This is a genomic window from Escherichia sp. MOD1-EC7011 (genome assembly GCF_002965005.1).
GTDB lineage: Bacteria > Pseudomonadota > Gammaproteobacteria > Enterobacterales > Enterobacteriaceae > Escherichia > Escherichia ruysiae.
In genome coordinates, this window is the sequence record NZ_PTRD01000021.1 from 1 (window position 1) to 23,692 (window position 23,692).

The following is a 23,692-nucleotide window of genomic DNA, read 5'->3' on the forward strand; positions in this document are numbered from 1 at the left end:
TAACAAATTTATTTAAAAGATTTCAAAATATTTCCAATCTATTTAATATAATTCACGATTATGAGTTAAAACCATAAATATTCATGACATTTATGGTTTTATATCAAATAGTTATTGGTTTTTGATAAGAATGGATTGCGTCAATGATTGTTTCGCTAAAAATCGTGTGTGATCTTGCGCACATTATAAAATGACATAAAAAAAGCCGGCATCATGCCGGCTCAAAAATATAAACAAGACGATCAAAGGCTAATAACGGAGTTATCATGACACAGAAAACAAAAAAGGTATAATTGTATTCCTCGCTGATATATTGAATTAGTGAATTAATAAAACTACGATCAAAGTTAAATAAAATTTTTAATAGCTGTTTTTCCAGTAATTATTGCCATTGAACAAAAATCATCTATTTGTTCAAAAAATGAATGAGACTTGACTGGCTCAACCGATGTGGAAAAATGTGACTTTCATCACACAATAGGATCAGGTCTTAATTTTCCGGGTTATCTCAAAATGGAGCATGGTTCGACAACAATGGAAGAAAGACTCTCTCGCAGCCCTGGCGGCAAACTGGCTTTGTGGGCTTTCTATACATGGTGTGGCTATTTTGTCTGGGTGATGGCGCGTTACATCTGGGTAATGAGTCGGATCCCCGATGCCCCCGTGTCAGGATTTGAAAGTGATTTAGGTTCAACTGCGGGAAAGTGGTTAGGTGCGTTAGTGGGATTTTTATTTATGGCTATGGTCGGGGCATTGTTAGGTGGTATTGCCTGGTACACCCGACCACGGCCTGCGCGAAGCAGACGCTATGAGTAAAAACTGCTAAGGTTGCGCCCCTTTGGCAGCGGAGCGCGTATGAACTTACAACACTGGCAGGCACAATTTGAACGTTGGTTGAAAAACCATCATACACACCAGGACGCGGCTCATGACCTGTGTCATTTTCGTCGCGTCTGGGCGACAGCGCAGAAACTGGCGGCAGATGAAGACGTCGATATGCTGGTCATTTTAACCGCCTGTTATTTTCATGATGTCGTGAGTCTGGCGAAAAATCATCCGCAACGGCAGCGTTCCTCTTTACTGGCGGCAGAAGAAACGCGTCGCATTTTAAGTGCGGAATTTGCTGATTTTCCGTCAGAGAAAATAGACGCCATTTGCCATGCCATCGCGGCACACAGTTTCAGTGCGCAAATTACGCCTTTAACGGTGGAAGCCAAAATCGTGCAGGATGCAGACAGGCTGGAAGCATTAGGTGCGATAGGTCTGGCGCGCGTGTTTGCAGTTTCAGGTTCATTGGGGATGGCGCTATTTGACGGTGAAGATCCGTTCGCGCAACGTCGCTCACTCGATGATAAACGCTACGCGCTGGATCATTTCCAGACGAAGTTGCTGAAACTACCGCAAACTATGCAAACGGCAAAAGGTAAACTGCTGGCACAACATAACGCCCGTTTTCTGGTGGAGTTTATGGCTAAGCTCAGTGCCGAACTGGCGGGCGAGAATGAAGGTGTGGATCATACGGTGATTGATGCGTTTTCGCCGGTTGACTGACCGCGTAGCCCTAAACAGAAGTAATTATGTTAACCTGTCGGCCATCTCAGATGGCCGGTTAAATCTATGCAGGAAAATATATCAGTAACCGATTCATACAGCACCGGGAATGCCGCACAGGCAATGCTGGAGAAACTGCTGCAAATTTATGATGTAAAAACGCTGGTAGCGCAACTTAATAGCGTGGGAGAAAACCACTGGAGTCCGGCGATTTTAAAACGTGCGCTGGCTAACGACTCGGTGTGGCACCGCTTAAGCGAAAAAGAGTTCGCCCATTTGCAAACGTTGTTACCCAAACCGCCAGCACATCATCCGCATTATACGTTTCGCTTTATCGATCTCTTTGCCGGTATTGGAGGCATCCGTCGCGGTTTTGAATCGATTGGCGGTCAGTGTGTATTTACCAGCGAGTGGAATAAACATGCGGTGCGCACCTACAAAGCTAACCATTATTGCGACCCGGCGACGCATCACTTTAATGAAGATATCCGCGACATCACTCTGAGCCATAAAGAGGGTGTGAGCGATGAAGTGGCGGCAGAACATATTCGTCAGCACATTCCTGAACATGATGTTTTATTGGCCGGTTTTCCTTGCCAGCCGTTTTCACTGGCTGGCGTATCGAAAAAGAACTCACTTGGTCGTGCGCACGGTTTCGCTTGCGATACCCAGGGCACGCTGTTCTTTGATGTAGTGCGTATCATCAATGCCCGTCGTCCGGCGATTTTTGTGCTCGAAAACGTCAAAAACCTGAAAAGCCACGACCAGGGCAAAACATTCCGTATCATCATGCAGACGCTGGATGAACTGGGCTATGACGTGGCCGATGCCGAAGATAATGGCCCGGACGATCCGAAAATCATCGACGGCAAACATTTTCTGCCGCAGCACCGAGAACGCATCGTGCTGGTGGGCTTTCGTCGCGATCTGAATTTGAAAACAGATTTCACCTTGCGGGATATTAGTGACTGCTATCCGGCACAACGTATTACGCTGGCGCAGTTACTGGACCCGGTTGTCGAAGCAAAATATATCCTGACGCCGGTGCTGTGGAAGTACCTCTATCGCTATGCGAAAAAACATCAGGCGCGCGGTAACGGCTTTGGTTACGGAATGGTTTATCCGGACAACCCGCAGAGTGTTACGCGTACGCTTTCTGCCCGTTATTACAAAGATGGTGCGGAAATTTTAATCGATCGCGGCTGGGATATGGCGACAGGTGAGAAAGACTTTGACGATCCGCAGAATCAGCAACATCGTCCACGTCGGTTAACGCCTCGAGAATGCGCACGCTTGATGGGCTTTGAAGCACCCCATGAAGCAAAATTTCGTATTCCGGTTTCTGACACTCAGGCCTATCGCCAGTTCGGCAACTCGGTGGTAGTACCGGTATTTGCTGCAGTGGCAAAATTGCTTGAGCCAAAAATCAAACAGGCGGTGGCGTTGCGTCAGCAAGAGGTACAACATGGCCGACGTTCACGATAAGGCCACGCGTAGCAAAAACATGCGCGCGATTGCCACGCGCGATACGGCAATCGAGAAACGTCTCGCCAGCTTATTAACCGGGCAGGGGCTGGCGTTTCGTGTTCAGGATGCCAGCCTGCCCGGACGCCCGGATTTTGTCCTCGATGAGTATCGCTGTGTAATATTTACACATGGCTGTTTCTGGCATCATCATCACTGTTATCTGTTTAAAGTGCCTGCTACACGCACTGAGTTCTGGCTGGAGAAGATTGGCAAAAATGTAACGCGTGACAAGCGGGACATTAGCCGCTTACAGGAATCAGGTTGGCGTGTATTGATTGTCTGGGAGTGTGCGTTACGCGGACGGGAGAAATTGACCGATGCGGCGCTTGCCGAGCGTCTGGAAGAGTGGATCTGCGGCGAGGGCGCCAGCGCGCAGATCGACACTCTGGGGATTCATTTACTCGCGTGATCCATCCTGAATGACTGGCGCGACAATCGGTTTTGTCGGGAAGAGATATTTTCCCAACGTGACCAGCACCACTGCGAAGACAATCACGCCCAGCGCCAGCCATTCAATCTTCGACAACGTTTCGCCGCCCAGCCCCGTACCCAGCAAGACCGCGACTACGGGGTTAACGTATGCATAGCTGGTGGCGAGAGCCGGGCTGACATTGCGGATTAAATACATATAAGCATTGATGGCGATGATCGAACCAAACAGCGCCAGATACCCGACCGCAAGGAAGCCCGAAAGAGAAGGGAGCTTCGCCAGTTTTTCACCTGCAATCATCGACGCGATCATTAACACCACTCCAGCCGCCAGCATCTCAATGGCGCCCGCCATCATTCCTACTGGTAGGGTAATGCGCGAGCCATAAACCGAACCAAACGCCCAACTCACAGAACCGATCAAAATCAGAATCGCGCCCCACGGATTGCCGCTTAAATTACCGCCGCTATTGAGCATGATGATTCCGGCAAGCCCAATGGCGATACCCACCCATTCCAGCTTGCGCGTTTTAATGCCAAACAGGCGACTGAAACAGAGAGTAAAGAGAGGTACTGTTGCCACCACCACGGCGGCAATGCCGGAAGGAACATTTTGATGTTCAGCCACCGTTACCATACCATTACCGACAGCAAGCAGTAATAAACCAATCAACGCGGCATTAAGCAGGGGACGCAGTGGCGGCAATTTGTGCCCACGCAGCAGTAAAAAGGCCATTAATAAAATACCGGCAGCCAGAAACCGCACGCCTGCCATCATTAACGGTGGCCAGCTTTCAACCCCAATCCGAATGACAAAATAGGTTGAGCCCCAAATGATATACAACGCAAACAGCGCGCCAAAAAGCGGTAACAACTGGCGGAAACGCATAATCCCTCACGATGGAAATAAAAAGGCGGTTCATAGTAAACGTGAAAATCATTTCGCTGGCGAGAGATATAATTGTGTTTGATTGTTAAAAAAATGTTGACCTGTGAAGCAAGTATCAGCCGGGCCGATTTTGCTTCATACTTAGCGCGTCAACGATAAAAATGAGAGGGAATGCTTTTGGCCGGGAGTAGTTTACTGACATTGCTCGATGATATCGCCACTTTGCTGGACGATATCTCCGTGATGGGCAAGCTGGCGGCGAAGAAAACCGCCGGTGTATTAGGGGATGACTTGTCGCTCAATGCGCAGCAAGTTTCAGGTGTGCGCGCCAATCGGGAGTTGCCCGTGGTCTGGGGCGTGGCGAAAGGATCGCTTATCAACAAAGTGATTCTGGTGCCGCTGGCGCTGATCATCAGTGCTTTTATCCCGTGGGCGATTACGCCACTGTTGATGATTGGTGGCGCATTTCTCTGCTTTGAAGGGGTAGAGAAGGTGCTGCATATGCTGGAGGCGCGTAAGCACAAAGATGATCCGGCGCAAAGTCAGCAGCGTCTGGAGGCACTGGCGGCGCAAGATCCACTGAAGTTTGAAAAGGACAAAATAAAAGGGGCGATTCGAACCGATTTTATTTTGTCTGCGGAAATCGTTGCCATCACGCTGGGGATTGTGGCGGAAGCGCCGTTGCTTAATCAGGTGCTGGTACTTTCAGGGATCGCACTGGTCGTGACCGTGGGTGTTTATGGTCTGGTGGGTATCATCGTTAAGATTGATGATTTGGGCTACTGGCTGGTGGAAAAATCCAGTACGGTTATGCAAGCGACAGGCAAGGGGTTGTTGATTATTGCCCCCTGGCTGATGAAAGCGTTATCGATAGTCGGTACGTTGGCGATGTTCCTGGTCGGCGGCGGTATTGTGATACATGGCATCGCGCCGCTGCATCATGCGATTGAACATTTCGCCGGGCAGCAGAGTGCGCTGGTCGCAATGATATTACCGACTGTTTTAAATCTGATTCTTGGTTTTATCATCGGTGGTATCGTTGTGTTGGGAGTGAAAACGATAGCGAAATTGCGCGGTCAGGCACATTAATATTCTCATTGGCTATTATGCAAAATTCGCCATTCTCGACTAAGGTGAACAAGTTTCACTCGAAAAAAGGAGGCGAGTATGAGCTTTGTGGTTAGTGAGGAAGTGACGGTCAAAGAGGGCGGCCCGAAGATGATTGTTACTGGGTATTCCAGCGGCATGGTTGAGTGTCGGTGGTATGACGGTTACGGTGTCAAACAGGAAGCCTTTCATGAAACTGAGCTTGTTCCGGGGGAGAGGCGTCGTTCGGCGGAAGAAGCCTGAAAGCGTATAATTAACACCAAGCCGGATAAGGCATTCATGCCGCATCCGGCTGTTGTGCCAATGTCTGCATTGAATGCCTGATGCGTCTTATCATGGCAACATTATAAAATTATTGCTGTTTGGCGGTACGTTATCGCCAGGTTATGCCAGAATCATAAGAAAGCAGGTTGGGAGTCGTCAGGGTGCAGCACGAGACAGAAATGGAAAACCAGAGCTGGCTGAAAAAACTCGCGCGCCGCCTGGGGCCTGGTCATGTCGTTAATCTCTGCTTTATTGTGGTGTTGATCTTCTCAACGTTACTTACATGGCGTGAAGTGGTGGTTCTGGAAGATGCCTATATTTCAAGCCAGCGTAACCATCTGGAAAATGTTGCCAACGCGCTTGATAAACAACTGCAATATAACGTTGATAAATTATTGTTTTTACGTAACGGGATGCGTGAAGCCCTCGTTGCGCCACTCGATTTCACTTCTCTGCGCAATGCCGTTACCGAGTTCGAACAACGTCGCGATGAACATGCCTGGCAGATAGAACTCAACAGACGGCGCACCTTGCCAGTAAACGGTGTCTCGGATGCGTTAGTCAGTGAGGGGAGTCTGCTTTCCCGCGAAAATGAATCCCTGGATAATGAAATTACCGCCGCGCTGGAAGTTGGTTACTTACTGCGTCTGGCGCACAACTCCTCATCAATGGTTGAACAAGCGATGTATGTCTCGCGCGCCGGATTTTACGTTTCGACGCAGCCGACGCTATTTATGCGTAATGTGCCTGGGCGTTACTACGAATTTGTCACCCAACCCTGGTTTATCGGTCATTCACAACGAGAAAACCGTCAACGCGCGGTGCGTTGGTTTACCTCTCAGCATGAGCATAACAATGCTACTGAACCACAGGTCACTGTAAGCGTGCCGGTCGATAATAATAATTACTGGTATGGCGTATTGGGGATGAGTATTCCCGTGCGTTCAATGCAGCAATTTTTACAAAATGCTATCGATAAAAATCTCGATGGCGAATATCAACTCTATGACAGCAAACTGAAATTATTGACCTCATCTAACCCGGACCATCCTGGCGAAGATCTCTTTGATCCTCGTGAACTGGCATCACTTGCGCAGGACATTGAACACGATACGCGCGGTGGTATTCGGATGAACAGCCGCTATGTTAGCTGGGAACGGCTGGATCATTTCGATGGCGTATTAGTGCGTATCCATACGCTTAGTGAAGGTGTACGTGGTGATTTTGGCAGCATAAGTATTGCATTAACCCTGCTGTGGGCGCTCTTCACCACCATGCTACTTATCTCCTGGTATGTGATTCGCCAGATGGTAAGCAATATGTTTGTCCTGCAAAGTTCGCTGCAATGGCAAGCGTGGCACGACACCTTAACCCGCATGTATAACCGTGGTGCACTGTTCGAAAAAGCGCGTCCGCTTGCTAAATTGTGCCAGACACACAAACATCCTTTTTCTGTCATTCAGGTCGACCTTGACCATTTTAAAGCGATTAATGACCGCTTTGGTCACCAGGCAGGCGATCGTGTGTTGTCACATGCCGCCGGATTAATTAGTCGTTCATTGCGAGCCCAGGATGTTGCCGGACGAGTTGGCGGCGAGGAGTTTTGTGTGATTCTGCCGGGCGCTAACCTGGAGCAGGCAAAAGAAGTTGCCGAACGCATTCGTCTGAAGCTGAATGAAAAAGAGATGTTGATTGCCAAGAGCAAAACCATCCGCATTAGTGCTTCGTTGGGGGTGAGCAGCAGCGAGGAAACCGGCGATTATGATTTTGAACAATTACAGTCGCTTGCCGATCGTCGGCTTTATCTCGCTAAACAGGCAGGGCGTAATCGGGTTTTTGCGAGCGATAACGCTTAACGAGCGGTGAAAAAGTGATCCAGTCCTTCGCGCCAGCCTTCCGGACCTTCTCGCTGCGTTCGCCAGACCCTGGCAGGCTCCTCATTTTGCAGATGAACACCTTCCCGGTTTAGCCCTTTCACAATGACTGCGTAATCCATCACCTCCAGTAAGGGGGCATCATTTGGACCATCGCCTAAGCCGATCGTCGTCGGACGTTCTCCCCCTAATTGTTGATATATTGCGATGATCCAGTTAGCTGCCTGATCTTTTCCGGCAGAGGCATCCAGTACATGCCAGAAGCGAGCGCCTTGTACAAACTGTAACCCCAGCTCGTTCAGGCGGGCGGTAAATTGCGCCATCCGCTCGTCACTGTCGCGCCAGATGAGCGTGACTGAGGCTTCATGCAACTGCGTCAGCGCCGCCTGGCTGCGGCTTAATCCCGTCCATTCCGCAATGGTTGTATCATCGACATCATCAAAGGTGGTGAATTTGAAATGTTCTTTCTCGCGCAGCGTATTCAACACCAGACTGATTTCACTATGGGCAATGCCCGAGATGATCCGGGGAAAACCGTCGATATCTTGCCATTGATGATCCAGTTGGATCACCGCGCCGTTTTCGGCAATCATCGGCAACCCTTGTAGCCCCACGTTTTTTTGCAGGTACAGCATTTCCGCTGACGTTTTACTGCTACAGAGAATCACAGGCACACCTGCTTCCCGTAAACGGTTTAACCAGGGAGCGGCAGGCTGCCAGTCATAACTATGACTATCTAACAGGGTGCCATCGAGATCGGTGAAAATCAGCAGTGGTTGTTGAATTGAAAGCATGGTAGCGCATACTCCCTTTACCAGGATGTTTCTCAAAATAGCACGATTTGTATTTGATCATTTTTCGGGAGCGATCCCGCTCGTAGCAGAGCTCGTAAGGGGTGACGGAAGTCACAGTTTCATTCATTAATGACATTAATCATTCGCGCAAAGAATATTTCCTTGTCAGCGAAAAAAATTGCAGATAAGGTGATGAACACATCAGATTTCCTGGTGTAACGAATTTTTTAAGTGCTTCTTGCTTAAGCAAGTTTGATCCCGACCCCCACAAGGGTCGGGATTTTTTTATGTTGCATTTAGCGGTTCACTTCCGAGACGCTAAAGTCATGGATGTCCAGCTCAAAGGCATCCGCTAATTCACGCCATGTATGATATTCACGCCCATCAACGCTGACGTGCTCAGAATCGCTCTGGCTGCGATGAACTTCGCTTTCGCTAATTTCATTGATCGCCGCCAACAGGGCATCGACATCGACGCTGACCTCTCGTTTTGCGGTATCGCTGTACTCTTTTGCGGTCTTCATCATCTTTCCTCGCAACCGTTACTCATTTGTTGCTGCCGACCGTTATGTAGCCTGGCATCTCTTAAGTATAGACCGTCGAGAAAATCAGCACTCGCGTGCGCCCGGCGCTGCCAGAAAAACGAAATTGTTCTACACTGGCACAAAGCCACAGGAGGAAAACGATGAAGGTGAATGATCGGGTAACAGTCAAAACGGATGGCGGTCCGCGTCGTCCTGGCGTGGTACTGGCAGTTGAGGAGTTTAGTGAAGGCACAATGTACCTGGTTTCGCTGGAAGACTACCCGCTCGGCATCTGGTTCTTTAATGAGGCAGGGCATCAGGACGGTATCTTTGTGGAGAAAGCAGAGTAATTTTATTCATTCTGACTGGTGGGAAACCACCAGTCAGAATGTTTTAGCGCATGTTGACAAAAATACCATTAGTCACATTATCCGTCAGTCGGACGACATGATAGATAACCTGTTTATTATGCGTTTTGATCTTACGTTTAATATTGCCTTTATGCGATGAAACGGTCTTGGCTTTGATATTCATTTGGTCGGAGATTTGAATGGTTCCCTGACCTGCCATCCACATTCGCAACATACTCGATTCGGTTCGACTCAATGATAATGTCGGCATATTTAAAACAGTGGCCATCGTTGTCTCTTTTTTCAGAATATCGCCAAGGATATCATCGAGAGATTCCGGTTTAATCGATTTGGAACTGATCAATAAATTTTTTCTGACCAACAGATATTCATCAAAATGAACGTTGGCAATCGCCATAAAAACGATAAATAACGTATTGGGATGTTGATTAATGATGTGCTTGATGCGTTGACTGTTAGAAGTATCGTGGATAAAACAGTCCTCATTAATAAACACCACTGAAGGGCGCTGTGAATCACAAGCAATGGCAAGGTCATCAACGGTTTCGATGTCGTTGATTTCTCTTTTTTTAACCCCTCTACTCAACAGATACCCGGTTAAACCTAGTCGGGTGTAACTACATAAATCCATAATAATCGTTGACATGGCATACCCTCACTCAATGCGTAACGATAATTCCCCTTACCTGAATATTTCATCATGACTAAACGGAACAACATGGGTCACCTAATGCGCCACTCTCGCGATTTTTCAGGCGGACTTACTATCCCGTAAAGTGTTGTATAATTTGCCTGGAATTGTCTTAAAGTAAAGTAAATGTTGCGATATGTGAGTGAGCTTAAAACAAATATTTCGCCACAGGAGTATCCTGGAAGATGTTGTCTGATTTTATTTTTCAGATAATCCTTAGGATAACACGATAAACATTACGGAATCATATTGCTGGAAATTCGCTAATAATGTCCGCCAGTAAATTAAAAATTTCACTAAATAAATGTTCGCAAAATGGAGCAATTAACGGCATTAATGCTGCCATTAATGAAATGCCGACCGTCAGCGTTAATGGAAAACCGATAACGAAAATTGATAATTGCGGAGCCATACGATTAAGCAATCCCAGCGCCAGATTCAGCGTCAGCAGCAGGGTAATAAGCGGTAATGCCAGCATAAATCCGTTGAGAAAAATCAAACTTCCCGCTTTGGTGAGTGCCAGAAAAGCATTGCTGTTAAGCGGTTCGCCACCAATCGGCAGGGTGTGAAAGGTATCGACCAGCAGCGAAATCAACCATAAATGACCGTTAAATGTCAGGAACAGCAGTAACGCCAGCATATCCATGATGCGCGCTAAGACGGGCATATTGAGATGGCTACCAGGATCCACAAACGTCGCAAATGACAGCCCCATTTGCAGACCGATAATTTCGCCTGCGGTTCGTACAGCGGCAAAGGCAAATTGCATGGTAAAGCCAAGCGCAATGCCAATCAGGATCTGCTGCATTGCCAGCCACAGGGCATTAAACGAAAAAATGGGAACATCGTTGGCAGGTAATGCCGGAGCTATGGCGAACGTGATCATCATTGCGAGACCCAGTTTCACCCGTTTCGGCACGCTGCGTTCGCTCAAAATGGGCGCGGTAGAAATGAGCGCCAGCACGCGCAGTAATGGCCAGAAATACAGGCTTAACCAGGAAAGCCATTGATCGCTTGTCACCTGCAACATAGTACGGGTTACCCGATGATATACGGCAGGTTAGTGAACAAGGTGCGGACGTAATCCAGCAACAGGTTGAGCATCCACGGTCCGGCAATAATAATGGCGATAAATACGGCGATAATTTTCGGAATAAACGACAGCGTCATTTCGTTAATCTGCGTGGCAGCCTGCAAAATGCTGATGATAAGGCCAGTGACCAGCGCCACCAGCAGCAGCGGGGCAGCCAGCGCCAGCGCGACTTTCATCGCTTCTGTCCCCATCATCATGACCGATTCGGGTGTCATTTTGCCTCTCTAGCTGTAAAAGCTCTGCGCCAACGAACCGACAAGCAATTGCCAGCCATCCACCAGCACAAACAGCATCAGTTTAAAGGGCAGAGCAATGGTGGCGGGTGGAACCATCATCATCCCCAACGCCATCAAAACGCTGGCAATCACCAGATCGATAATCAAAAAAGGAATGAAAATCGTGAAGCCTATCTGGAATGCGGTTTTTAACTCGCTGGTCACGTAGGCCGGGAGTAAAATGCGCATCGGCACAGCCTCCGGTCCCTGCAACGGGCCAGTATTCGCCAGTCTGGCAAACAACCCTAAATCCGCCTCGCGGGTCTGACGCAGCATAAATTCACGCAGCGGCTGCGCCCCTTTTTCCAGCGCCTCCTGCATGGAGATTTTCTCTTCGCTGAATGGCTGGTATGCATCGACATAAATTTTGTCGATCACCGGAGACATAATAAAAAAGGTCAAAAACAGCGCCAGCCCCAGCAATACCTGGTTGGGCGGCGCGGAGGGCGTTCCCAGCGCGTTACGTAATAAACCAAAAACAATGATGATGCGGGTGAAGCTGGTCATCATCAGTAAAATCGCCGGAATAAACGTCAATGAGGTGATGAACACCAGCGTCTGCACCGGGAGCGACCAGCTTTGTCCACCGCCAGGTAGCGGCTGGCTGGTGATACCAGGCAGTTGCGCGAACGCGAGGGGCGTAACCAGCCAGAGAAGAACCGGCGCGACAGACAACAAACGACGCATCAGGATCTCCCGCTACGCTTGAGCAAGTTTTTCATGACCGACTGAAAATCGGCCTGTGGTATCTCTTCTGTGGGTGCTGAAGGGGGAAGTTTATGCAGCAAATTGATTTGCCCTGCGGTAACGCCGAGCACCAGCCGCGCATCGTCCACATCGACCACCACGACCCGTTCACGCGCGCCCAGCGAGGCGCTGGCGCTAATTTTCAGACCGTTAACGCCAGTGCGTTTAGGGGCAAATCCCAGCCGTTTTACCAGCCAGGCAGCAGCGAGGATCAGGACAATAATGGCAATCAGTGCGCCACTCACCTGAAGGAGCGGCGCGGTGGAAACTGGCGCAGAAGATTGCACAGTGGCGTGGTTATTCATCACTAACGGCTCAGGCGGCGCATTCGCTCAGACGGGGTAATGATATCGGTGATCCGCACGCCGTATTTATCGGCAACGACCACCACTTCGCCCTGGGCGATTAAATAGCCGTTGATCAGAATATCCAGCGGTTCGCCCGCCAGACCGTCCAGCGCCACGACTGACCCTTGCGTCAGACGTAACAGCTCTTTGATAGTCATACGTGTGCGACCCAGCTCGACGGTCAGCTTAACCGGAATATCCATAATCAGGTCGATATCCTGCAATGTTCCACTGACGTCGCCGCCGCCAAGCTGCTGGAACACGGCTTCAGTCGCGCTTTTGCCGCTTGTTGATTTTTGTTCGCTCAACGCTTCAGCCCACAGATCGTCCATTGCGCCGTTGTTGTCATCGGCCGGATTATTCAAGTCACTCATTTGGGCTGTTCCTCGTTCAGAGAATTCAAAATCGGGTTAATCAAATGTTCTATCCGTAACGCATATTGACCGTTGATGGTGCCGTACTGGCTGGTCAGTACCGGAACGCCGTCAACATGGGCGATGATGCGATCGGGTTTTTCTATCGGCAGGACATCGCCGGGTTTCAGTTTCAAAATCTGCGACAGGCGCAGCGATATATCGGCAAAGTTGGCGACCAGTTCCAGCTGTGAGTGCTGCACCTGACGCACCAGGTTATCGCGCCAGTTCTGATCTTCATTACGCGAGTTTTCCAGCGGCGGGTTAACCAACAATTCCCGTAGCGGCTCGATCATGCTGAATGGCAGGCAGATATTAAATTCGCCGGTCAGGTTGCCAATTTCGACATGAAAAGGCGTGTTAACCACAATGTCGTTCGGCGAGGTGGTGATATTGGTAAATTTCACCTGCATTTCGGAACGCACGTACTCTACTTCCAGCGGATTAATCGCCTTCCAGGCGTCGCTATAGCCTTCAAGTGCCAGCTTCAACATGCGATTAATGACGCGCTGTTCGGTATGCGTAAACTCGCGACCTTCTACTTTGGTCGGGAAGCGACCATCACCGCCAAACAGGTTATCCACGGCGATAAACACCAGACTTGGCGAGAACACCACCAGCCCGGTGCCGCGCAGCGGTTTCAGATGGATAAGGTTCAGGTTGGTCGGCACCGGCAGGTTGCGGGCAAATTCATGATACGGCTGAATGCGGATCGCCCCGACGGTAATGTCCGGGCTACGGCGCAGCAGGTTAAACAGCCCCATGCGGAAATGACGGGCAAAACGCTCATTAATGATTTCCAGCGCCTGCAAACGTTCGCGCACAACCCGTCGTTGGGTATTGGGATCGTACGGACGAATATCACTTTCGCCGCCAGCACTGGTTGTCGGTTCGTCTTTGATCTCGCTGTCGCCATTCAACAGCGCATCAATTTCAGCTTGAGAAAGAATACTATCGCCCATGTCGTTATCGCAGAATAAAAGCGGTATACAGCACGTCGGTGACATCCTGTTTCGGTTGCCCGGCAACAAGCGGGGTGGAGAGTGTGGCTTTAATTGCAGCAATCAGCTTTTGCTTGCCTTCTTCAGTTGCCAGCACGGCGGCATCCTGGCGCGAAAACAGTAACAGCAAGCGACTGCGGACTTCCGGCAAATACTCGCTCAGGCGCGAACGGGTGGCTTCATCTTTCAGTCGCAGTGTTATGCCGATATAAAGCACGCGATCCGCTTCGCCCAGATTGACCGTAAAAGTGTCCAGTGCATAGAAGACAGGTGAGAGTACGACGTGTTGCTGTGCTTTGTCGTCAGTAGCAGCCTGACGCGAATGCCAGTAGCTGTAACCCGCGCTGGCGCAGGCCGCGAGAGTAATGAATACCAGGATCGGGAGCCAAAGCGATCGCTTGCTTTTCTTGCTTATCGCGTAATCAGTCATGTGTTGCGGTCTTCCTGTGTCGCTACTGCTTATCGGCTAATTATCCTGTGTCTTAAGCGCGGCAAAGCGTGGAAAAGACGTGGATTACGGTGCCACCTCTGACGTTAGGCGAAAATATCAACGCCGCTATTGCCTGTTGCACGCCCTTGTAAAGAGGCGGGAACCGGCAGTGCATCGTCATCTTCGACAGCCAGGTGTTCATGGCTTGTTGTGCGCGGACTTTGCTGTTGCTGGGACGCGGCCTGCTGCTGACCGTTAAAACTCTCGCCGCTGATATTGCTCTGTCCCAACTGAATACCGCTTTCTGCCAGTTGTGTGCGCAGTGCTGGCAGAGCCGCCTCCAGTGCCGCGCGAACGTGCTGATGCGGCGAAACCATCTGGATTTGCGCCTGGTTGTCATCCACCTTAAGGGAAATTTGCACCTCGCCTAAATCCTGCGGATGCAAACGCAGCTCGGCACTTTGTTGTCCCTGACGGGTAAACAGCGAAATATGCTGGCTTAATGATTGTTGCCATTCGTGAGAACCCAGCGGTGCACTCAAAACAGGCGCTGCGACGGTGGGCAGTGGCTGCGTCTGGTGCGAAGTGATTAGCGGACTGGCGGCAGCGGTCACCGGCGATGGCGTGCTGATGACTTCCGCTTTACTCTGGGCTTCAGCAATCAGCGGTGTTAATGGCTGAGTTGGAGCACCAGGGGCGTCGTCAGTCTGTGCTGTGGTGAGTTGCGCAGAAGTCAGTTTTGTGAAGAGCGTTGGCTTCTCTGTCGGTAACACGGTTGACGGCGTATTAGTCACTTTGGGTGTATTGTCAAAACCCGGTAACATCGCGAAAAGGGCGCTCAGGCTTGCGGTGACGTCTTCATTAAGATCATCCGCTTTTTCGTCTTTTGTCGTATTTTTGTCAGCCGCCGCAGCCAGCGTCATCGCCTGAGCGGCGGTTAACGGTGTTGATGTGGCGTGTTCGTCATTAACGACTGGCGGTGTATCATCCACAGGGAGCAGTAAATCCGCTTGTTGCGCATCGGAAATAATATCACTCACCAGCGGTTCGCCTTTTGTGGCAGGTTTATTTGTTGCCACCAGCAATTGGATCGCAGCTTTGTCGGTTGTTGTATCGTCTGCTAATGCCCCGCTCAACAATGCGAGAAAATCTTGAGCGACATCACTGGCTTTGCCGCCGGGCAATGCGGAGGTGTCAACGTCAGCGGTAATCAAGGGCGCTAAGCGAATCATTCTGGTTTCCTCATGGCGGCGCGCTGGGCGAACTCATCCATCTTTTTCTGATCGAGGCGGTTTTCTGCCAGTAGCGCCGCCGTGGATTGCCGTTCCTGTAGTGTCTGCCAGGCCTGCAAACGTTGTTTTTTCTCCCGCCAGTTATTCAGGGCAACATCAACTTTTTGTGTCCACTGCGTGAGTTGCTGGTGATGCTGGGTAATGGCTTTTTCCAGCGTCTGAATAAACTGCTGATAGTTGATCCAGCGGTTGCTGGTCATCCCGGCACTCATATCGCTATTCAGGTTGTTTCGATATTCATTCTGATAATCGATCAGCATTTTGAGTTGTTCTTCTGCCTGCTGACATCCGCGACGCATTTCACCCAACAGACGTGCGGCGTTATCCACCTCTTTTTCTGCCAGATCTTTTAGGGTCGCCAGTGCGCCATGTTCTGCCATCTGCTGTTATCTCCTGCGTAGTCACACTGTCGGAAAAATACGTTCCAGCCCCTGAAGAGAGTCTTCCCAGTCCGCGCGTTCAAAAATACCTTGTTGCAAATAGCCCTCCAACTGCGGCCACAGGGCGATGGCTTTATCGAGCATTGGATCGCTGCCTTTGGCGTAAGCGCCGACACTGACCAGATCGCGATTACGCTGAAAACTCGACAACAACTGTTTGAATGTGCGCACTCGCGCATAATGTTGCTCGCTGATTAACGCCGTCATTGCACGGCTGATCGACGCTTCAATATCGATAGCTGGATAGTGCCCGGCTTCCGCCAGTCGGCGAGACAGCACAATGTGACCGTCGAGGATTGCCCGCGCGGAGTCAGCAATCGGATCCTGCTGGTCATCGCCTTCGGTGAGCACGGTATAAAACGCGGTAATCGAGCCGCCGCCGCTGATGCCGTTTCCGGCACGCTCGACCAGTGCTGGCAATTTGGCGAACACCGACGGTGGATAACCTTTGGTGGCTGGCGGTTCGCCAATCGCCAACGCAATCTCACGCTGAGCCATCGCGTAGCGGGTGAGGGAGTCCATAATCAGCAACACATGCTGACCACGATCGCGAAAATCCTCGGCAATGCGCGTGGCATAGGCGGCACCCTGCATTCGCAGGAGTGGGGAAACATCTGCCGGTGCGGCAATCACCACTGAGCGTGCACGTCCTTCAGCACCGAGGATATTCTCAATAAAATCTTTTACTTCGCGCCCACGCTCGCCAATCAAACCCACGACAATCACATCGGCGCGGGTGTAACGTGCCATCATTCCCAGCAGCACACTTTTACCGACGCCGGAACCGGCAAACAGCCCCATACGCTGCCCGCGCCCGACGGTAAGCAGGGCATTGATAGGACGCACGCCCGTGTCCAGCACATGTTCAATCGGTGTGCGTTGTAACGGGTTAAACGGCGGGGTAATCAGCGCACCGGTTTCAGTCGTATCGGGGGAGGGGAGGCCATCGAGCGGTTTACCGCTGCCGTCCAGAACGCGACCTAATAACGCCGAACCGAGCGGCAACTGTTTGCCGCTTTGCAGGCCATCGCCGGAGATATTTTTGGCATAAACGCGTGCGCCAGGTAGTACGCCTTCCACTTCCTCCAGTGGCATTAAAAACAGTCGTTGACCATTAAAGCCAACCACTTCGCTTTCTACTTCGTGAGTTTCAGTGCCGTTCTGGCGTTCAATCACACAGGTTGCGCCGAGCGGCAATTGCAATCCGGTAGCTTCCAGCACCAGCCCGGTGGCGCGGGTTAATCGCCCGTAGCGACGCACCGCAGGCAACTGCGCCATTTTGGCTTCAAAGTTGTCCAGTGTGGTTAGCCAGCGTGTCAGGCGCGTGGTCATTACACTACTCCCGGCGCTGCCAGACGGCAGAGTTCTTGCCAGCGAGTGGCGACACTGGCGTCGAGATCGCCTTCATCGGCGGAGACTTTGCAGCCGCCGGGATGGAGTGTCGGATCGCCCCGCAAGCGCCAGCCATGCAAACCTAAGGTTGCGCCGAGCATTTCATCGATGCGTTGCAGATCGTCCGGGTGTACGCGCAGCTGCGGTTTGCCGCTGAATAACGGTTCTTGCTGTAACAACTGCTGGATCTGCTTAATCAACGCCGCATTGTCCACCGTTGGCGTCTGACCGATCACCTGACGCGCCGCCTCCAGCGCCATCTGCATCAGGCGCGAAGCAATCACACTATCAAGCGCATCAAGCGTGGTTTGAAATTCGCTGACCAGTTGCTGCATCCGGGCATGAATCGGCGCTTGCTGGGATTTTGCTTGCGCCAGTCCTTGTTCCAGCCCCTGAGCGATTCCTTCCTGATAGCCTTGTTCGTGGCCTTGCTGGCGACCTTCGGTAATTCCCGCCTGATAACCTTGCTCATGGGCCTGCATTTGCAGTTGCGCCAGTTGTTGCTCAAGGTTGGGTTCGGCCTCTTCAGGAATACTCTCTTCTGGCTCGACCATTGGCACAAACACCGCCTGCGGCGGCGCAAGATCGTCCGGTGTCCAGGTTTTCCACGGCAGATTATCAGACATAGGTATCCTCGCCGCTGCCAATTACCATCTCGCCAGTTTCGGCAAGGCGGCGCACAATCAGCAGAATCGCTTTCTGTTCGTTCTCGACCTGCGACAGACGCACCGGACCACGATTGGCGAGATCGTCGCGCAGTATATCGGCGGCACGCTGCGACATATTGCGCAGGAATTTCTCGCGCAGTGGCTGCTCGGCACCTTTCAGGGCGATCAGCAGCGATTCTGAATCCACTTCCTGCAACAGGCGCTGGATGCTGCGATCATCGACATCCACCAGATTTTCGAACAGGAACATCTCGTCGATGATCTTCTGCGCCAGCTCACCGTCAAATTCACGCACGGCGGTAATAACCGCTTCTTCCTGCTGGGTTTTCATCAGGTTGATAATCTCGGCTGCCGTTCTCACGCCGCCCATTTTGCTGCGTTTGAGATTCTGACCGTCGAGAAGGCCATTGAGTACTTCGGTCAGTTCCGCCAGCGCGGCAGGCTGTACGCCGCCAAAGGTCGCAATACGCAACATCACGTCGTGGCGCAGACGTTCATCGAACAACGCCAGAATATCAGCGGCCTGGGCGCGCTTCAGATGCACCAGAATGGTGGCGATAATCTGCGGATGCTCATCGCGGATCAGATCGGCGGCGCTCTGCGGTTCCATAAAGTTGAGTGTCTCAATACCACTGGCGGTATCGCGGGTTTCGAGGATATCTTCCAGCAGGCTGGCGGCACGCTCTTCACCAAGGGCTTTGACCAGCACCGAACGTAGGTAATCGTTGGCGTTGATATTCAGTGCCGCGAACTGTTCAGCTTCTTGCTCAAACTCTGCCAGCACATCCGTTAACTGCTTATTGGAGATCTGCGTGACGTTTGCCATCGCCGCACTCAGGGTTTGCACTTCGCGCTGGGAGAGGTGTTTGAATACCTCAGCCGCCCGGTCTTCGCCAATGGTCATTAGCAGGATGACGCTCTTTTCGGTGCCTGTCAGGTTACTCATGATCGTTGTTTATCCACTGGCGAATGACCAGCGCCACCACGCGCGGATCGTTATCAGACATGTCACGGATACGCTGGCTCATTACCTCAGCCCCCAGACGTTGGTTAGCTCGGCGTTGCTGCAGTTGTTCGTCTTTGCTCAGGCGAACTTCTACCGCATCTTCCACTTCCTCGCGGGTCTGTGCCTGTTGCTGCACCGCTTTCACCGCCTCGGCGCGACGTGTTAGCTGCGGGCGTACCGCTTTACGCCACAGCAGCCACGCCACCAGCAGCACCAGCAACCAGCGCCCGGCAGCCAGCAACTGATCGATAAATGCCTGCTGTTGCCAGAATGGTAGTTCTCCACCGCTTTCGTCAGTGCTATTGAATGGCGAGTTGACGACATTGAGCGAGTCGCCGCGTTTTTCCGAAAAGCCCATCGCTTCGCGGGTCAGATCTTCAATCTGCTTCATCTGTTCGGTGCTGAGAGGCAACGGTTTGCCATCTGGCAACGTTTTGTAATTCACCACTACCGCAACGGATAAGCGTTGCACATCGCCCACGTTCATCTTGGTATGACGAATGGTGCGATCGACTTCGTAGTTACTGGTTTCATTACGCTGCGTGCTACGCGGTCCACTATTGCTGGTGGTGCTCGCCTGCTGCTGGCGATTATTTTGATTTGCCGGAGGCGTACTGATTGGTGCGTTATTCGCAGGCGCTGGCTGATTCGACAACGCACCCGGTACGCCGCCCGGATAACCGGAACCGCTTTGCTCGCTCTCATTAAGCTGGCGTGAGCGGAGCGCCGCCTGTGATTCGTTGCCGTTAGGGCGATACTGTTCTTCTGTTTGCTCTTTACTGGCGAAGTCCAGTTGTGCCGTTACCTGGGCGTGAATATTGCCGTTGCCGACAATAGGCGACAGGATCGCTTCAATACGCCGCTGAATGCGTCCTTCGACATCGCTGGCATATTTCAACTGGACGTCATTAAGGTCACGCCCGCTGGTGTTGGATTGGGTTAACAGATGTCCGCCCTGATCCACCAGCGTGACATTTCCTGGTGGTAGACCGGCAACCGCGCTGGAAACCAGATGTACAATGGCGCTAATTTGCCCTTCATCCAGCGCGCGGCCTGGCAACAAATTTACCGTCACTGATGCCGAAGGAGATTTTTGTTCACGAACAAATAAAGAGGGTTTTGGCATCGCCAGATGCACGCGCGCCCCTTTTACCGGGCCAATAGTTTCGATGGTACGGGAAAGCTCGCCTTCCAGCGCCCGCTGATAATTCACCTGTTCACTGAACTGGCTGATGCCAAATTTTTCCTGATCGAGCAGTTCAAATCCAACTGCACCGCCTTTAGGTAAGCCTTGCTGCGCCAGACGCAGACGCAGCTCGTGAACTTTATCGGCCGGAACTTCAATCGCGCCGCTGGCTTCGCTGAAGCGGTAAGGAATATTCATTTGCGTCAGTTGGCTGACGATTGCGCCACCATCCTGATCGGAAAGATTGCTGAATAACGTGCGGTAATCAGGGGCTTTTGCCCACAGAATTAACGCGACTATCACTGCCACCGCAGCGGAACCAGCAACAATCAGGGGAATTCTCGGATTCGCGCGCAGGCGATTGAGCCACTCAAGAGATTTTGTCTGGGCTGCGGTCGTATTCATCGCGCACCTCGCGGCAGATGATAGACGGCGGTATTGGCAAAGTGGAACAAGACGCACTCCCGGGTCAGCACACTCGAAAAATTAACGGCCTCATTATTTGTGGTTTTATTTTTTTCTATGCGCCAATTAACCCGTTTTTTTATCGTTATTTAACGCCTTTATCTTATTGACTTGCTGATAGGCTCTGCTACCAGAAACTATTTGGGAGATGAGTATGTCAGCCATACAAGGGATCGAAGGGGTTATCAGCCAGTTACAGGCCACGGCAATGAGTGCGCGTGTCCAGCAGCCACTGTCGCAACCCACAATCAGTTTTGCCGGACAGCTTCATGCCGCGCTCGATCGCATAAGCGATACGCAAACCGCCGCGCGCACGCAGGCAGAAAAATTCACCCTCGGCGAACCCGGCGTGGCGCTAAACGATGTGATGGCCGATATGCAAAAAGCGTCGGTTTCGATGCAAATGGGGATTCAGGTGCGTAATAAGCTGGTGGCAGCATACCAGGAAGTGATGTCCATGCAGGTGTAGGTTTTAACTTGTTGACTGTGCTTGTTTAATGACATCCGATCCTACAGCGTGGGGCATGGATGGGGCAAACGCACCCAATTTCTGATACCTGCTCCTGATGGTTTTCTGCCATCCTCAACGATTTGCACTGGATACAATCCAGACTTTCTTCTCCCGTGCAGCCGATCTTTTGTATTCCGCGTTTGAATGCGTGAAGGCAAAGTTCGTAAGTTAGCGATGGATTAGATAGTGAAAAGAAACGCGGCTGTCGGATTGGAGCCGCGGGACAAGGCCAAAAATTTTCCAAGAGTTGTTGAATTTCCCAGCTTTTTTGGAAGCGCATGTATCTTACTAATAACTAAAAAAGGTTTAAACCATAAAATTAATCGTATTTTCAGGTAACACTTACCGATATATCCCCACGCTATTCAGACGGTTAAAGCAGCAAGTATTTAACGCGTAAACAGGGCGCGGATTTGTCGCTCGCGCCAGCAGGTGTGATGTGGGGAAAACCGTGTCACAGCCAGCTCCTGTCTGTTACTGACAGTCATTTTCAAGTACAGGAAAGTGATGACGGGGATAGCCCCGTCGTTCTCTGTTTACTTAATCTGTATGTTGACGCTGTATTTTTTAGCCTTGTTTTTACGAGCGTCATTGCGGGTTTGAAGCACCCTTAGCTCATATTTACCGGAAGCGGGAAGGATGTACTGACCGTTGTCATCAAGCTCGGGAGAGTATCTGGAGAGATCAACCGAATCGCTGATTCCGGGCCCAAAGAGGACAATATCAGCTCCCTCATTGGAGATGCTGACGTGCACCTTCTGGCCTTTTTGGGCATAGAAGTTATATGTGTCGTAATCGTATCCTTTTATCTCTCCTGAGTACTGCGCACTATTATGCCCCTTCCTGAACTCAACATTAACGTCCTTGCCAGCGGCAGAGGCCGTTGAGGTTAGCAGTGTAAAAAGAAAAATGGCTTTACTTACACCATTGATTTTCATGTGTGTTCTCCTCAGTCATGGAAAAACTATCGTTGTTATAATATAACAATTTTTGCCAGATATTTTCCATGAGCCTCCCGCCTGGAAGTTGCTATGGCGCGTGAGTGGTGTCAGGGAAGAGATAATCTGACAGATACCTGGAAAAATAACGGATAACTGTCAGATCTGAGATGAGCTAATACACTTAAATTAAGGGTTTATTGTTTTCAACATCTTCAATATATAAGAGTGTATTATCGATAGAATAGTAACGACGTTTATTATCATTAACGTCAGTAACCCACCGGAAGACACCCGCATTCGCGAGCGTTATACAATATTCCCGAAAAGTAGACTTTCTGGAAATGTGAGTCCGGGCTGCTTTTATTACTTGCTCAGGGTTCTTAGTGGCACTGACTTTTAATAGATTTCTGCTTCCTCTTATTAACAACACCTTGTCATCGTGTGTGACGATCCTAATGTTATCTGTAGCAAGATAGTAAATGTAATGCGCAATATGATGACGTTTTAACTCTGTGTAAAACCAGGAAAAGTTTAGCTCCGTTCTCACTTGCTCAAACATCTTTTGGAAAATAGCAACCTGATCCATCAGAGGGAATAATCTCTTGTTAGTTGTGAGAGTTTGTAGTTTGCATGATTGGTGCTATTCCTTCAATCAGATCCGATGACTTAATGCGGGTGACAAAGACGTACTAAATATAGGGTTATGATGCGTGTGTCTGGTTAGGTTTTGCTATTCGTTCTTCAGTATTGCATTCGCAAAATGTTATGTTATAACATTTAATGAATGTTGAAGCGGGAGGATAAACTGGATGACGGTTGTTAATAAATTGGCTTTTGCGCTGGGGTTACTATTGACTGGCAACTATGCACTTGCTCATGGGCATCATTCACATGGGGCACCACTGACAGAAATAGAACAAAAAGCAGCAAAGGGTATTTTTGATGATGATAACGTGAAAGACAGGTCACTCACTGACTGGGATGGTATTTGGCAATCGGTATACCCCTTGCTTCAAAGTGGTGACCTTGATCCTGTTTTTGAAATGAAAGCAAAAAAAGAACCGGGTAAATCATTTGCGGATATTAAGTCCTATTATCAGCAGGGATATACGACGGATATTGACACTATCGGTATCGAAAATGGTGTTATGGAGTTCCACAGAGGGGAGGAGGTGACTTCCTGTAAATATAATTATAGTGGATTCAAGATATTGACATATAAATCAGGAAAGAAAGGTGTTCGTTATCTGTTTGAGTGCCGTGATCCTGCCAGTAAAGCACCTAAGTTTGTGCAGTTTAGCGATCATATTATTGCCCCCCGGAAATCCTCTCATTTCCATATATTTATGGGCAATACGTCACAACAGCAATTACTTGAAGAGATGGATAACTGGCCAACTTATTATCCTTATCAGTTACAGACGAAAGAAATTGTGGATGAGATGCTTCATCACTAGTTCATTT

General features: G+C 50.3%; 29 protein-coding genes. 10 read left to right on the forward strand and 19 right to left on the reverse strand.

The annotated features are described in order from the left end of the window. Positions 1 to 534: 534 nt before the first annotated feature. The 4 genes from drpB to vsr all read left to right on the forward strand — a co-directional run bounded on the left by drpB (position 535) and on the right by vsr (position 3,487). A complete protein-coding gene (drpB, locus tag A7098_RS10095) occupies positions 535 to 816 on the forward strand; it encodes a cell division protein DrpB (RefSeq protein ID WP_016158467.1) in 282 nt (93 codons plus the stop codon). Positions 817 to 855: 39 nt separating this feature from the next. Further along, a complete protein-coding gene (locus A7098_RS10100; RefSeq protein WP_032225586.1) occupies positions 856 to 1,551 on the forward strand; it encodes a phosphohydrolase in 696 nt (231 codons plus the stop codon). Positions 1,552 to 1,617: 66 nt separating this feature from the next. After that, the gene (gene dcm / locus A7098_RS10105; protein WP_001157280.1) at positions 1,618 to 3,036 is read left to right on the forward strand and encodes a DNA-cytosine methyltransferase; all 1,419 of its coding nucleotides are present in this window, start codon (positions 1,618 to 1,620) and stop codon (positions 3,034 to 3,036) included. Next, positions 3,017 to 3,487 carry a VSPR family DNA mismatch endonuclease gene (gene vsr / locus A7098_RS10110; RefSeq protein WP_000785993.1) on the forward strand — a complete coding sequence of 157 codons (471 nt, stop codon included), beginning with the start codon at positions 3,017 to 3,019 and terminating at the stop codon, positions 3,485 to 3,487. The genes dcm and vsr overlap by 20 nt, the downstream gene beginning before the upstream one ends. On the opposite strand, the gene yedA is transcribed toward vsr, so the two are convergent. Continuing rightward, complete coding sequence (gene yedA / locus A7098_RS10115) at positions 3,476 to 4,396, reverse strand: drug/metabolite exporter YedA (RefSeq protein ID WP_105280739.1); 921 nt, start codon at positions 4,394 to 4,396, stop codon at positions 3,476 to 3,478. The two genes, vsr and yedA, sit on opposite strands and share 12 nt — an antisense overlap. Positions 4,397 to 4,567: 171 nt before the next feature. On the opposite strand from yedA, the gene A7098_RS10120 reads away from it, so the two are divergent. From A7098_RS10120 to dgcQ, 3 genes are all read left to right on the forward strand, one after another. Further along, positions 4,568 to 5,485, forward strand: coding sequence for a DUF808 domain-containing protein (locus A7098_RS10120; RefSeq protein WP_000922671.1), 918 nt, complete (start codon positions 4,568 to 4,570; stop codon positions 5,483 to 5,485). Between the two features lie 78 nt (positions 5,486 to 5,563). Then, positions 5,564 to 5,746 (forward strand): DUF2158 domain-containing protein, encoded by a 183-nt coding sequence (locus tag A7098_RS10125; protein WP_000011629.1) that lies wholly within the window; start codon positions 5,564 to 5,566, stop codon positions 5,744 to 5,746. Positions 5,747 to 5,928: 182 nt separating this feature from the next. Then, the gene (gene dgcQ / locus A7098_RS10135; protein WP_077629652.1) at positions 5,929 to 7,623 is read left to right on the forward strand and encodes a cellulose biosynthesis regulator diguanylate cyclase DgcQ; all 1,695 of its coding nucleotides are present in this window, start codon (positions 5,929 to 5,931) and stop codon (positions 7,621 to 7,623) included. Here dgcQ and A7098_RS10140 read toward each other — a convergent pair. Both A7098_RS10140 and yodD read right to left on the reverse strand, forming a co-directional pair. Continuing rightward, a complete protein-coding gene (locus A7098_RS10140) occupies positions 7,620 to 8,435 on the reverse strand; it encodes a mannosyl-3-phosphoglycerate phosphatase-related protein (protein WP_105280740.1) in 816 nt (271 codons plus the stop codon). The genes dgcQ and A7098_RS10140 overlap by 4 nt on opposite strands. Before the next feature lie 296 nt (positions 8,436 to 8,731). Then, on the reverse strand, positions 8,732 to 8,959 hold the full coding sequence (gene yodD / locus A7098_RS10145; protein WP_010346997.1) for a peroxide/acid resistance protein YodD: 228 nt from the start codon (positions 8,957 to 8,959) through the stop codon (positions 8,732 to 8,734). 161 nt (positions 8,960 to 9,120) lie between these two features. Between yodD and dsrB the strand changes: the two genes are divergently transcribed. Then, positions 9,121 to 9,309 carry a protein DsrB gene (dsrB, locus tag A7098_RS10150; RefSeq protein WP_000867217.1) on the forward strand — a complete coding sequence of 63 codons (189 nt, stop codon included), beginning with the start codon at positions 9,121 to 9,123 and terminating at the stop codon, positions 9,307 to 9,309. 43 nt (positions 9,310 to 9,352) lie between these two features. Here the strand turns inward: dsrB and rcsA are convergent, their stop codons facing one another. The 14 genes from rcsA to fliF form a co-directional block, all read right to left on the reverse strand. Then, positions 9,353 to 9,976, reverse strand: a complete 624-nt coding sequence (rcsA, locus tag A7098_RS10155; RefSeq protein WP_000104005.1) for a transcriptional regulator RcsA — start codon at positions 9,974 to 9,976, stop codon at positions 9,353 to 9,355. A gap of 289 nt (positions 9,977 to 10,265) precedes the next feature. Further along, entirely contained in the window at positions 10,266 to 11,051 is a 786-nt protein-coding gene (gene fliR / locus A7098_RS10160) for a flagellar biosynthetic protein FliR (RefSeq protein WP_105280741.1), read from the reverse strand. Between the two features lie 8 nt (positions 11,052 to 11,059). Beyond that, positions 11,060 to 11,329 carry a flagellar biosynthesis protein FliQ gene (gene fliQ / locus A7098_RS10165; protein WP_000187358.1) on the reverse strand — a complete coding sequence of 90 codons (270 nt, stop codon included), beginning with the start codon at positions 11,327 to 11,329 and terminating at the stop codon, positions 11,060 to 11,062. 9 nt (positions 11,330 to 11,338) lie between these two features. Then, a complete protein-coding gene (gene fliP / locus A7098_RS10170; RefSeq protein WP_001253450.1) occupies positions 11,339 to 12,076 on the reverse strand; it encodes a flagellar type III secretion system pore protein FliP in 738 nt (245 codons plus the stop codon). Then, positions 12,076 to 12,441, reverse strand: coding sequence for a flagellar biosynthetic protein FliO (fliO, locus tag A7098_RS10175; protein WP_010351023.1), 366 nt, complete (start codon positions 12,439 to 12,441; stop codon positions 12,076 to 12,078). The genes fliP and fliO overlap by 1 nt, the downstream gene beginning before the upstream one ends. Before the next feature lie 2 nt (positions 12,442 to 12,443). Further along, on the reverse strand, positions 12,444 to 12,857 hold the full coding sequence (gene fliN / locus A7098_RS10180; protein ID WP_001281690.1) for a flagellar motor switch protein FliN: 414 nt from the start codon (positions 12,855 to 12,857) through the stop codon (positions 12,444 to 12,446). After that, on the reverse strand, positions 12,854 to 13,858 hold the full coding sequence (gene fliM / locus A7098_RS10185; protein ID WP_105280742.1) for a flagellar motor switch protein FliM: 1,005 nt from the start codon (positions 13,856 to 13,858) through the stop codon (positions 12,854 to 12,856). Before fliM ends, fliN begins: the two co-directional genes overlap by 4 nt. Positions 13,859 to 13,862: 4 nt before the next feature. After that, complete coding sequence (fliL, locus tag A7098_RS10190; RefSeq protein ID WP_000133127.1) at positions 13,863 to 14,327, reverse strand: flagellar basal body-associated protein FliL; 465 nt, start codon at positions 14,325 to 14,327, stop codon at positions 13,863 to 13,865. Positions 14,328 to 14,431: 104 nt separating this feature from the next. Beyond that, entirely contained in the window at positions 14,432 to 15,559 is a 1,128-nt protein-coding gene (locus tag A7098_RS10195) for a flagellar hook-length control protein FliK (protein ID WP_105280743.1), read from the reverse strand. Next, entirely contained in the window at positions 15,556 to 15,999 is a 444-nt protein-coding gene (gene fliJ / locus A7098_RS10200; RefSeq protein WP_000807573.1) for a flagellar export protein FliJ, read from the reverse strand. Before fliJ ends, A7098_RS10195 begins: the two co-directional genes overlap by 4 nt. Before the next feature lie 21 nt (positions 16,000 to 16,020). Further along, positions 16,021 to 17,391: a flagellar protein export ATPase FliI gene (fliI, locus tag A7098_RS10205; protein ID WP_000213313.1), complete on the reverse strand. Its 1,371-nt coding sequence runs from the start codon at positions 17,389 to 17,391 to the stop codon at positions 16,021 to 16,023. Continuing rightward, positions 17,391 to 18,077 (reverse strand): flagellar assembly protein FliH, encoded by a 687-nt coding sequence (fliH, locus tag A7098_RS10210; RefSeq protein WP_085460816.1) that lies wholly within the window; start codon positions 18,075 to 18,077, stop codon positions 17,391 to 17,393. The genes fliI and fliH overlap by 1 nt, the downstream gene beginning before the upstream one ends. Further along, entirely contained in the window at positions 18,070 to 19,065 is a 996-nt protein-coding gene (fliG, locus tag A7098_RS10215) for a flagellar motor switch protein FliG (protein WP_000067966.1), read from the reverse strand. The genes fliH and fliG overlap by 8 nt, the downstream gene beginning before the upstream one ends. Further along, positions 19,058 to 20,716: a flagellar basal-body MS-ring/collar protein FliF gene (gene fliF, locus A7098_RS10220; RefSeq protein WP_105280744.1), complete on the reverse strand. Its 1,659-nt coding sequence runs from the start codon at positions 20,714 to 20,716 to the stop codon at positions 19,058 to 19,060. Before fliF ends, fliG begins: the two co-directional genes overlap by 8 nt. 214 nt (positions 20,717 to 20,930) lie before the next feature. Here fliF and fliE point away from each other — a divergent pair, with 214 nt between their 5' ends. Then, positions 20,931 to 21,245: a flagellar hook-basal body complex protein FliE gene (gene fliE, locus A7098_RS10225; RefSeq protein WP_024165182.1), complete on the forward strand. Its 315-nt coding sequence runs from the start codon at positions 20,931 to 20,933 to the stop codon at positions 21,243 to 21,245. Between the two features lie 578 nt (positions 21,246 to 21,823). On the opposite strand, the gene pliG is transcribed toward fliE, so the two are convergent. Both pliG and A7098_RS10235 read right to left on the reverse strand, forming a co-directional pair. After that, entirely contained in the window at positions 21,824 to 22,225 is a 402-nt protein-coding gene (gene pliG / locus A7098_RS10230; RefSeq protein ID WP_105280745.1) for a g-type lysoyme inhibitor PliG, read from the reverse strand. Between the two features lie 184 nt (positions 22,226 to 22,409). Then, positions 22,410 to 22,814 (reverse strand): DUF1398 domain-containing protein, encoded by a 405-nt coding sequence (locus A7098_RS10235; RefSeq protein ID WP_000373062.1) that lies wholly within the window; start codon positions 22,812 to 22,814, stop codon positions 22,410 to 22,412. 223 nt (positions 22,815 to 23,037) lie between these two features. Here A7098_RS10235 and zinT point away from each other — a divergent pair, with 223 nt between their 5' ends. Next, positions 23,038 to 23,685 (forward strand): metal-binding protein ZinT, encoded by a 648-nt coding sequence (gene zinT / locus A7098_RS10240; RefSeq protein WP_085460813.1) that lies wholly within the window; start codon positions 23,038 to 23,040, stop codon positions 23,683 to 23,685. The last annotated feature ends 7 nt before the right edge of the window (positions 23,686 to 23,692 follow it).

Coding starts and splice junctions, on each gene's coding strand:
- A7098_RS10235 (WP_000373062.1), bottom strand. CDS start 22,814: ATGGATCAGGTTGCTATTTTCCAAAAGATGTTTGAGCAAGTGAGAACG.
- vsr (WP_000785993.1), top strand. CDS start 3,017: ATGGCCGACGTTCACGATAAGGCCACGCGTAGCAAAAACATGCGCGCG.
- fliF (WP_105280744.1), bottom strand. CDS start 20,716: ATGAATACGACCGCAGCCCAGACAAAATCTCTTGAGTGGCTCAATCGC.
- A7098_RS10125 (WP_000011629.1), top strand. CDS start 5,564: ATGAGCTTTGTGGTTAGTGAGGAAGTGACGGTCAAAGAGGGCGGCCCG.
- A7098_RS10140 (WP_105280740.1), bottom strand. CDS start 8,435: ATGCTTTCAATTCAACAACCACTGCTGATTTTCACCGATCTCGATGGC.
- fliI (WP_000213313.1), bottom strand. CDS start 17,391: ATGACCACGCGCCTGACACGCTGGCTAACCACACTGGACAACTTTGAA.
- yodD (WP_010346997.1), bottom strand. CDS start 8,959: ATGAAGACCGCAAAAGAGTACAGCGATACCGCAAAACGAGAGGTCAGC.
- A7098_RS10195 (WP_105280743.1), bottom strand. CDS start 15,559: ATGATTCGCTTAGCGCCCTTGATTACCGCTGACGTTGACACCTCCGCA.
- yedA (WP_105280739.1), bottom strand. CDS start 4,396: ATGCGTTTCCGCCAGTTGTTACCGCTTTTTGGCGCGCTGTTTGCGTTG.
- drpB (WP_016158467.1), top strand. CDS start 535: ATGGAAGAAAGACTCTCTCGCAGCCCTGGCGGCAAACTGGCTTTGTGG.
- fliG (WP_000067966.1), bottom strand. CDS start 19,065: ATGAGTAACCTGACAGGCACCGAAAAGAGCGTCATCCTGCTAATGACC.
- zinT (WP_085460813.1), top strand. CDS start 23,038: ATGACGGTTGTTAATAAATTGGCTTTTGCGCTGGGGTTACTATTGACT.
- pliG (WP_105280745.1), bottom strand. CDS start 22,225: ATGAAAATCAATGGTGTAAGTAAAGCCATTTTTCTTTTTACACTGCTA.
- fliQ (WP_000187358.1), bottom strand. CDS start 11,329: ATGACACCCGAATCGGTCATGATGATGGGGACAGAAGCGATGAAAGTC.
- rcsA (WP_000104005.1), bottom strand. CDS start 9,976: ATGTCAACGATTATTATGGATTTATGTAGTTACACCCGACTAGGTTTA.
- dcm (WP_001157280.1), top strand. CDS start 1,618: ATGCAGGAAAATATATCAGTAACCGATTCATACAGCACCGGGAATGCC.
- fliL (WP_000133127.1), bottom strand. CDS start 14,327: ATGACTGATTACGCGATAAGCAAGAAAAGCAAGCGATCGCTTTGGCTC.
- fliO (WP_010351023.1), bottom strand. CDS start 12,441: ATGAATAACCACGCCACTGTGCAATCTTCTGCGCCAGTTTCCACCGCG.
- fliM (WP_105280742.1), bottom strand. CDS start 13,858: ATGGGCGATAGTATTCTTTCTCAAGCTGAAATTGATGCGCTGTTGAAT.
- fliJ (WP_000807573.1), bottom strand. CDS start 15,999: ATGGCAGAACATGGCGCACTGGCGACCCTAAAAGATCTGGCAGAAAAA.
- fliP (WP_001253450.1), bottom strand. CDS start 12,076: ATGCGTCGTTTGTTGTCTGTCGCGCCGGTTCTTCTCTGGCTGGTTACG.
- fliN (WP_001281690.1), bottom strand. CDS start 12,857: ATGAGTGACTTGAATAATCCGGCCGATGACAACAACGGCGCAATGGAC.
- fliR (WP_105280741.1), bottom strand. CDS start 11,051: ATGTTGCAGGTGACAAGCGATCAATGGCTTTCCTGGTTAAGCCTGTAT.
- dsrB (WP_000867217.1), top strand. CDS start 9,121: ATGAAGGTGAATGATCGGGTAACAGTCAAAACGGATGGCGGTCCGCGT.
- fliE (WP_024165182.1), top strand. CDS start 20,931: ATGTCAGCCATACAAGGGATCGAAGGGGTTATCAGCCAGTTACAGGCC.
- A7098_RS10120 (WP_000922671.1), top strand. CDS start 4,568: ATGCTTTTGGCCGGGAGTAGTTTACTGACATTGCTCGATGATATCGCC.
- fliH (WP_085460816.1), bottom strand. CDS start 18,077: ATGTCTGATAATCTGCCGTGGAAAACCTGGACACCGGACGATCTTGCG.
- A7098_RS10100 (WP_032225586.1), top strand. CDS start 856: ATGAACTTACAACACTGGCAGGCACAATTTGAACGTTGGTTGAAAAAC.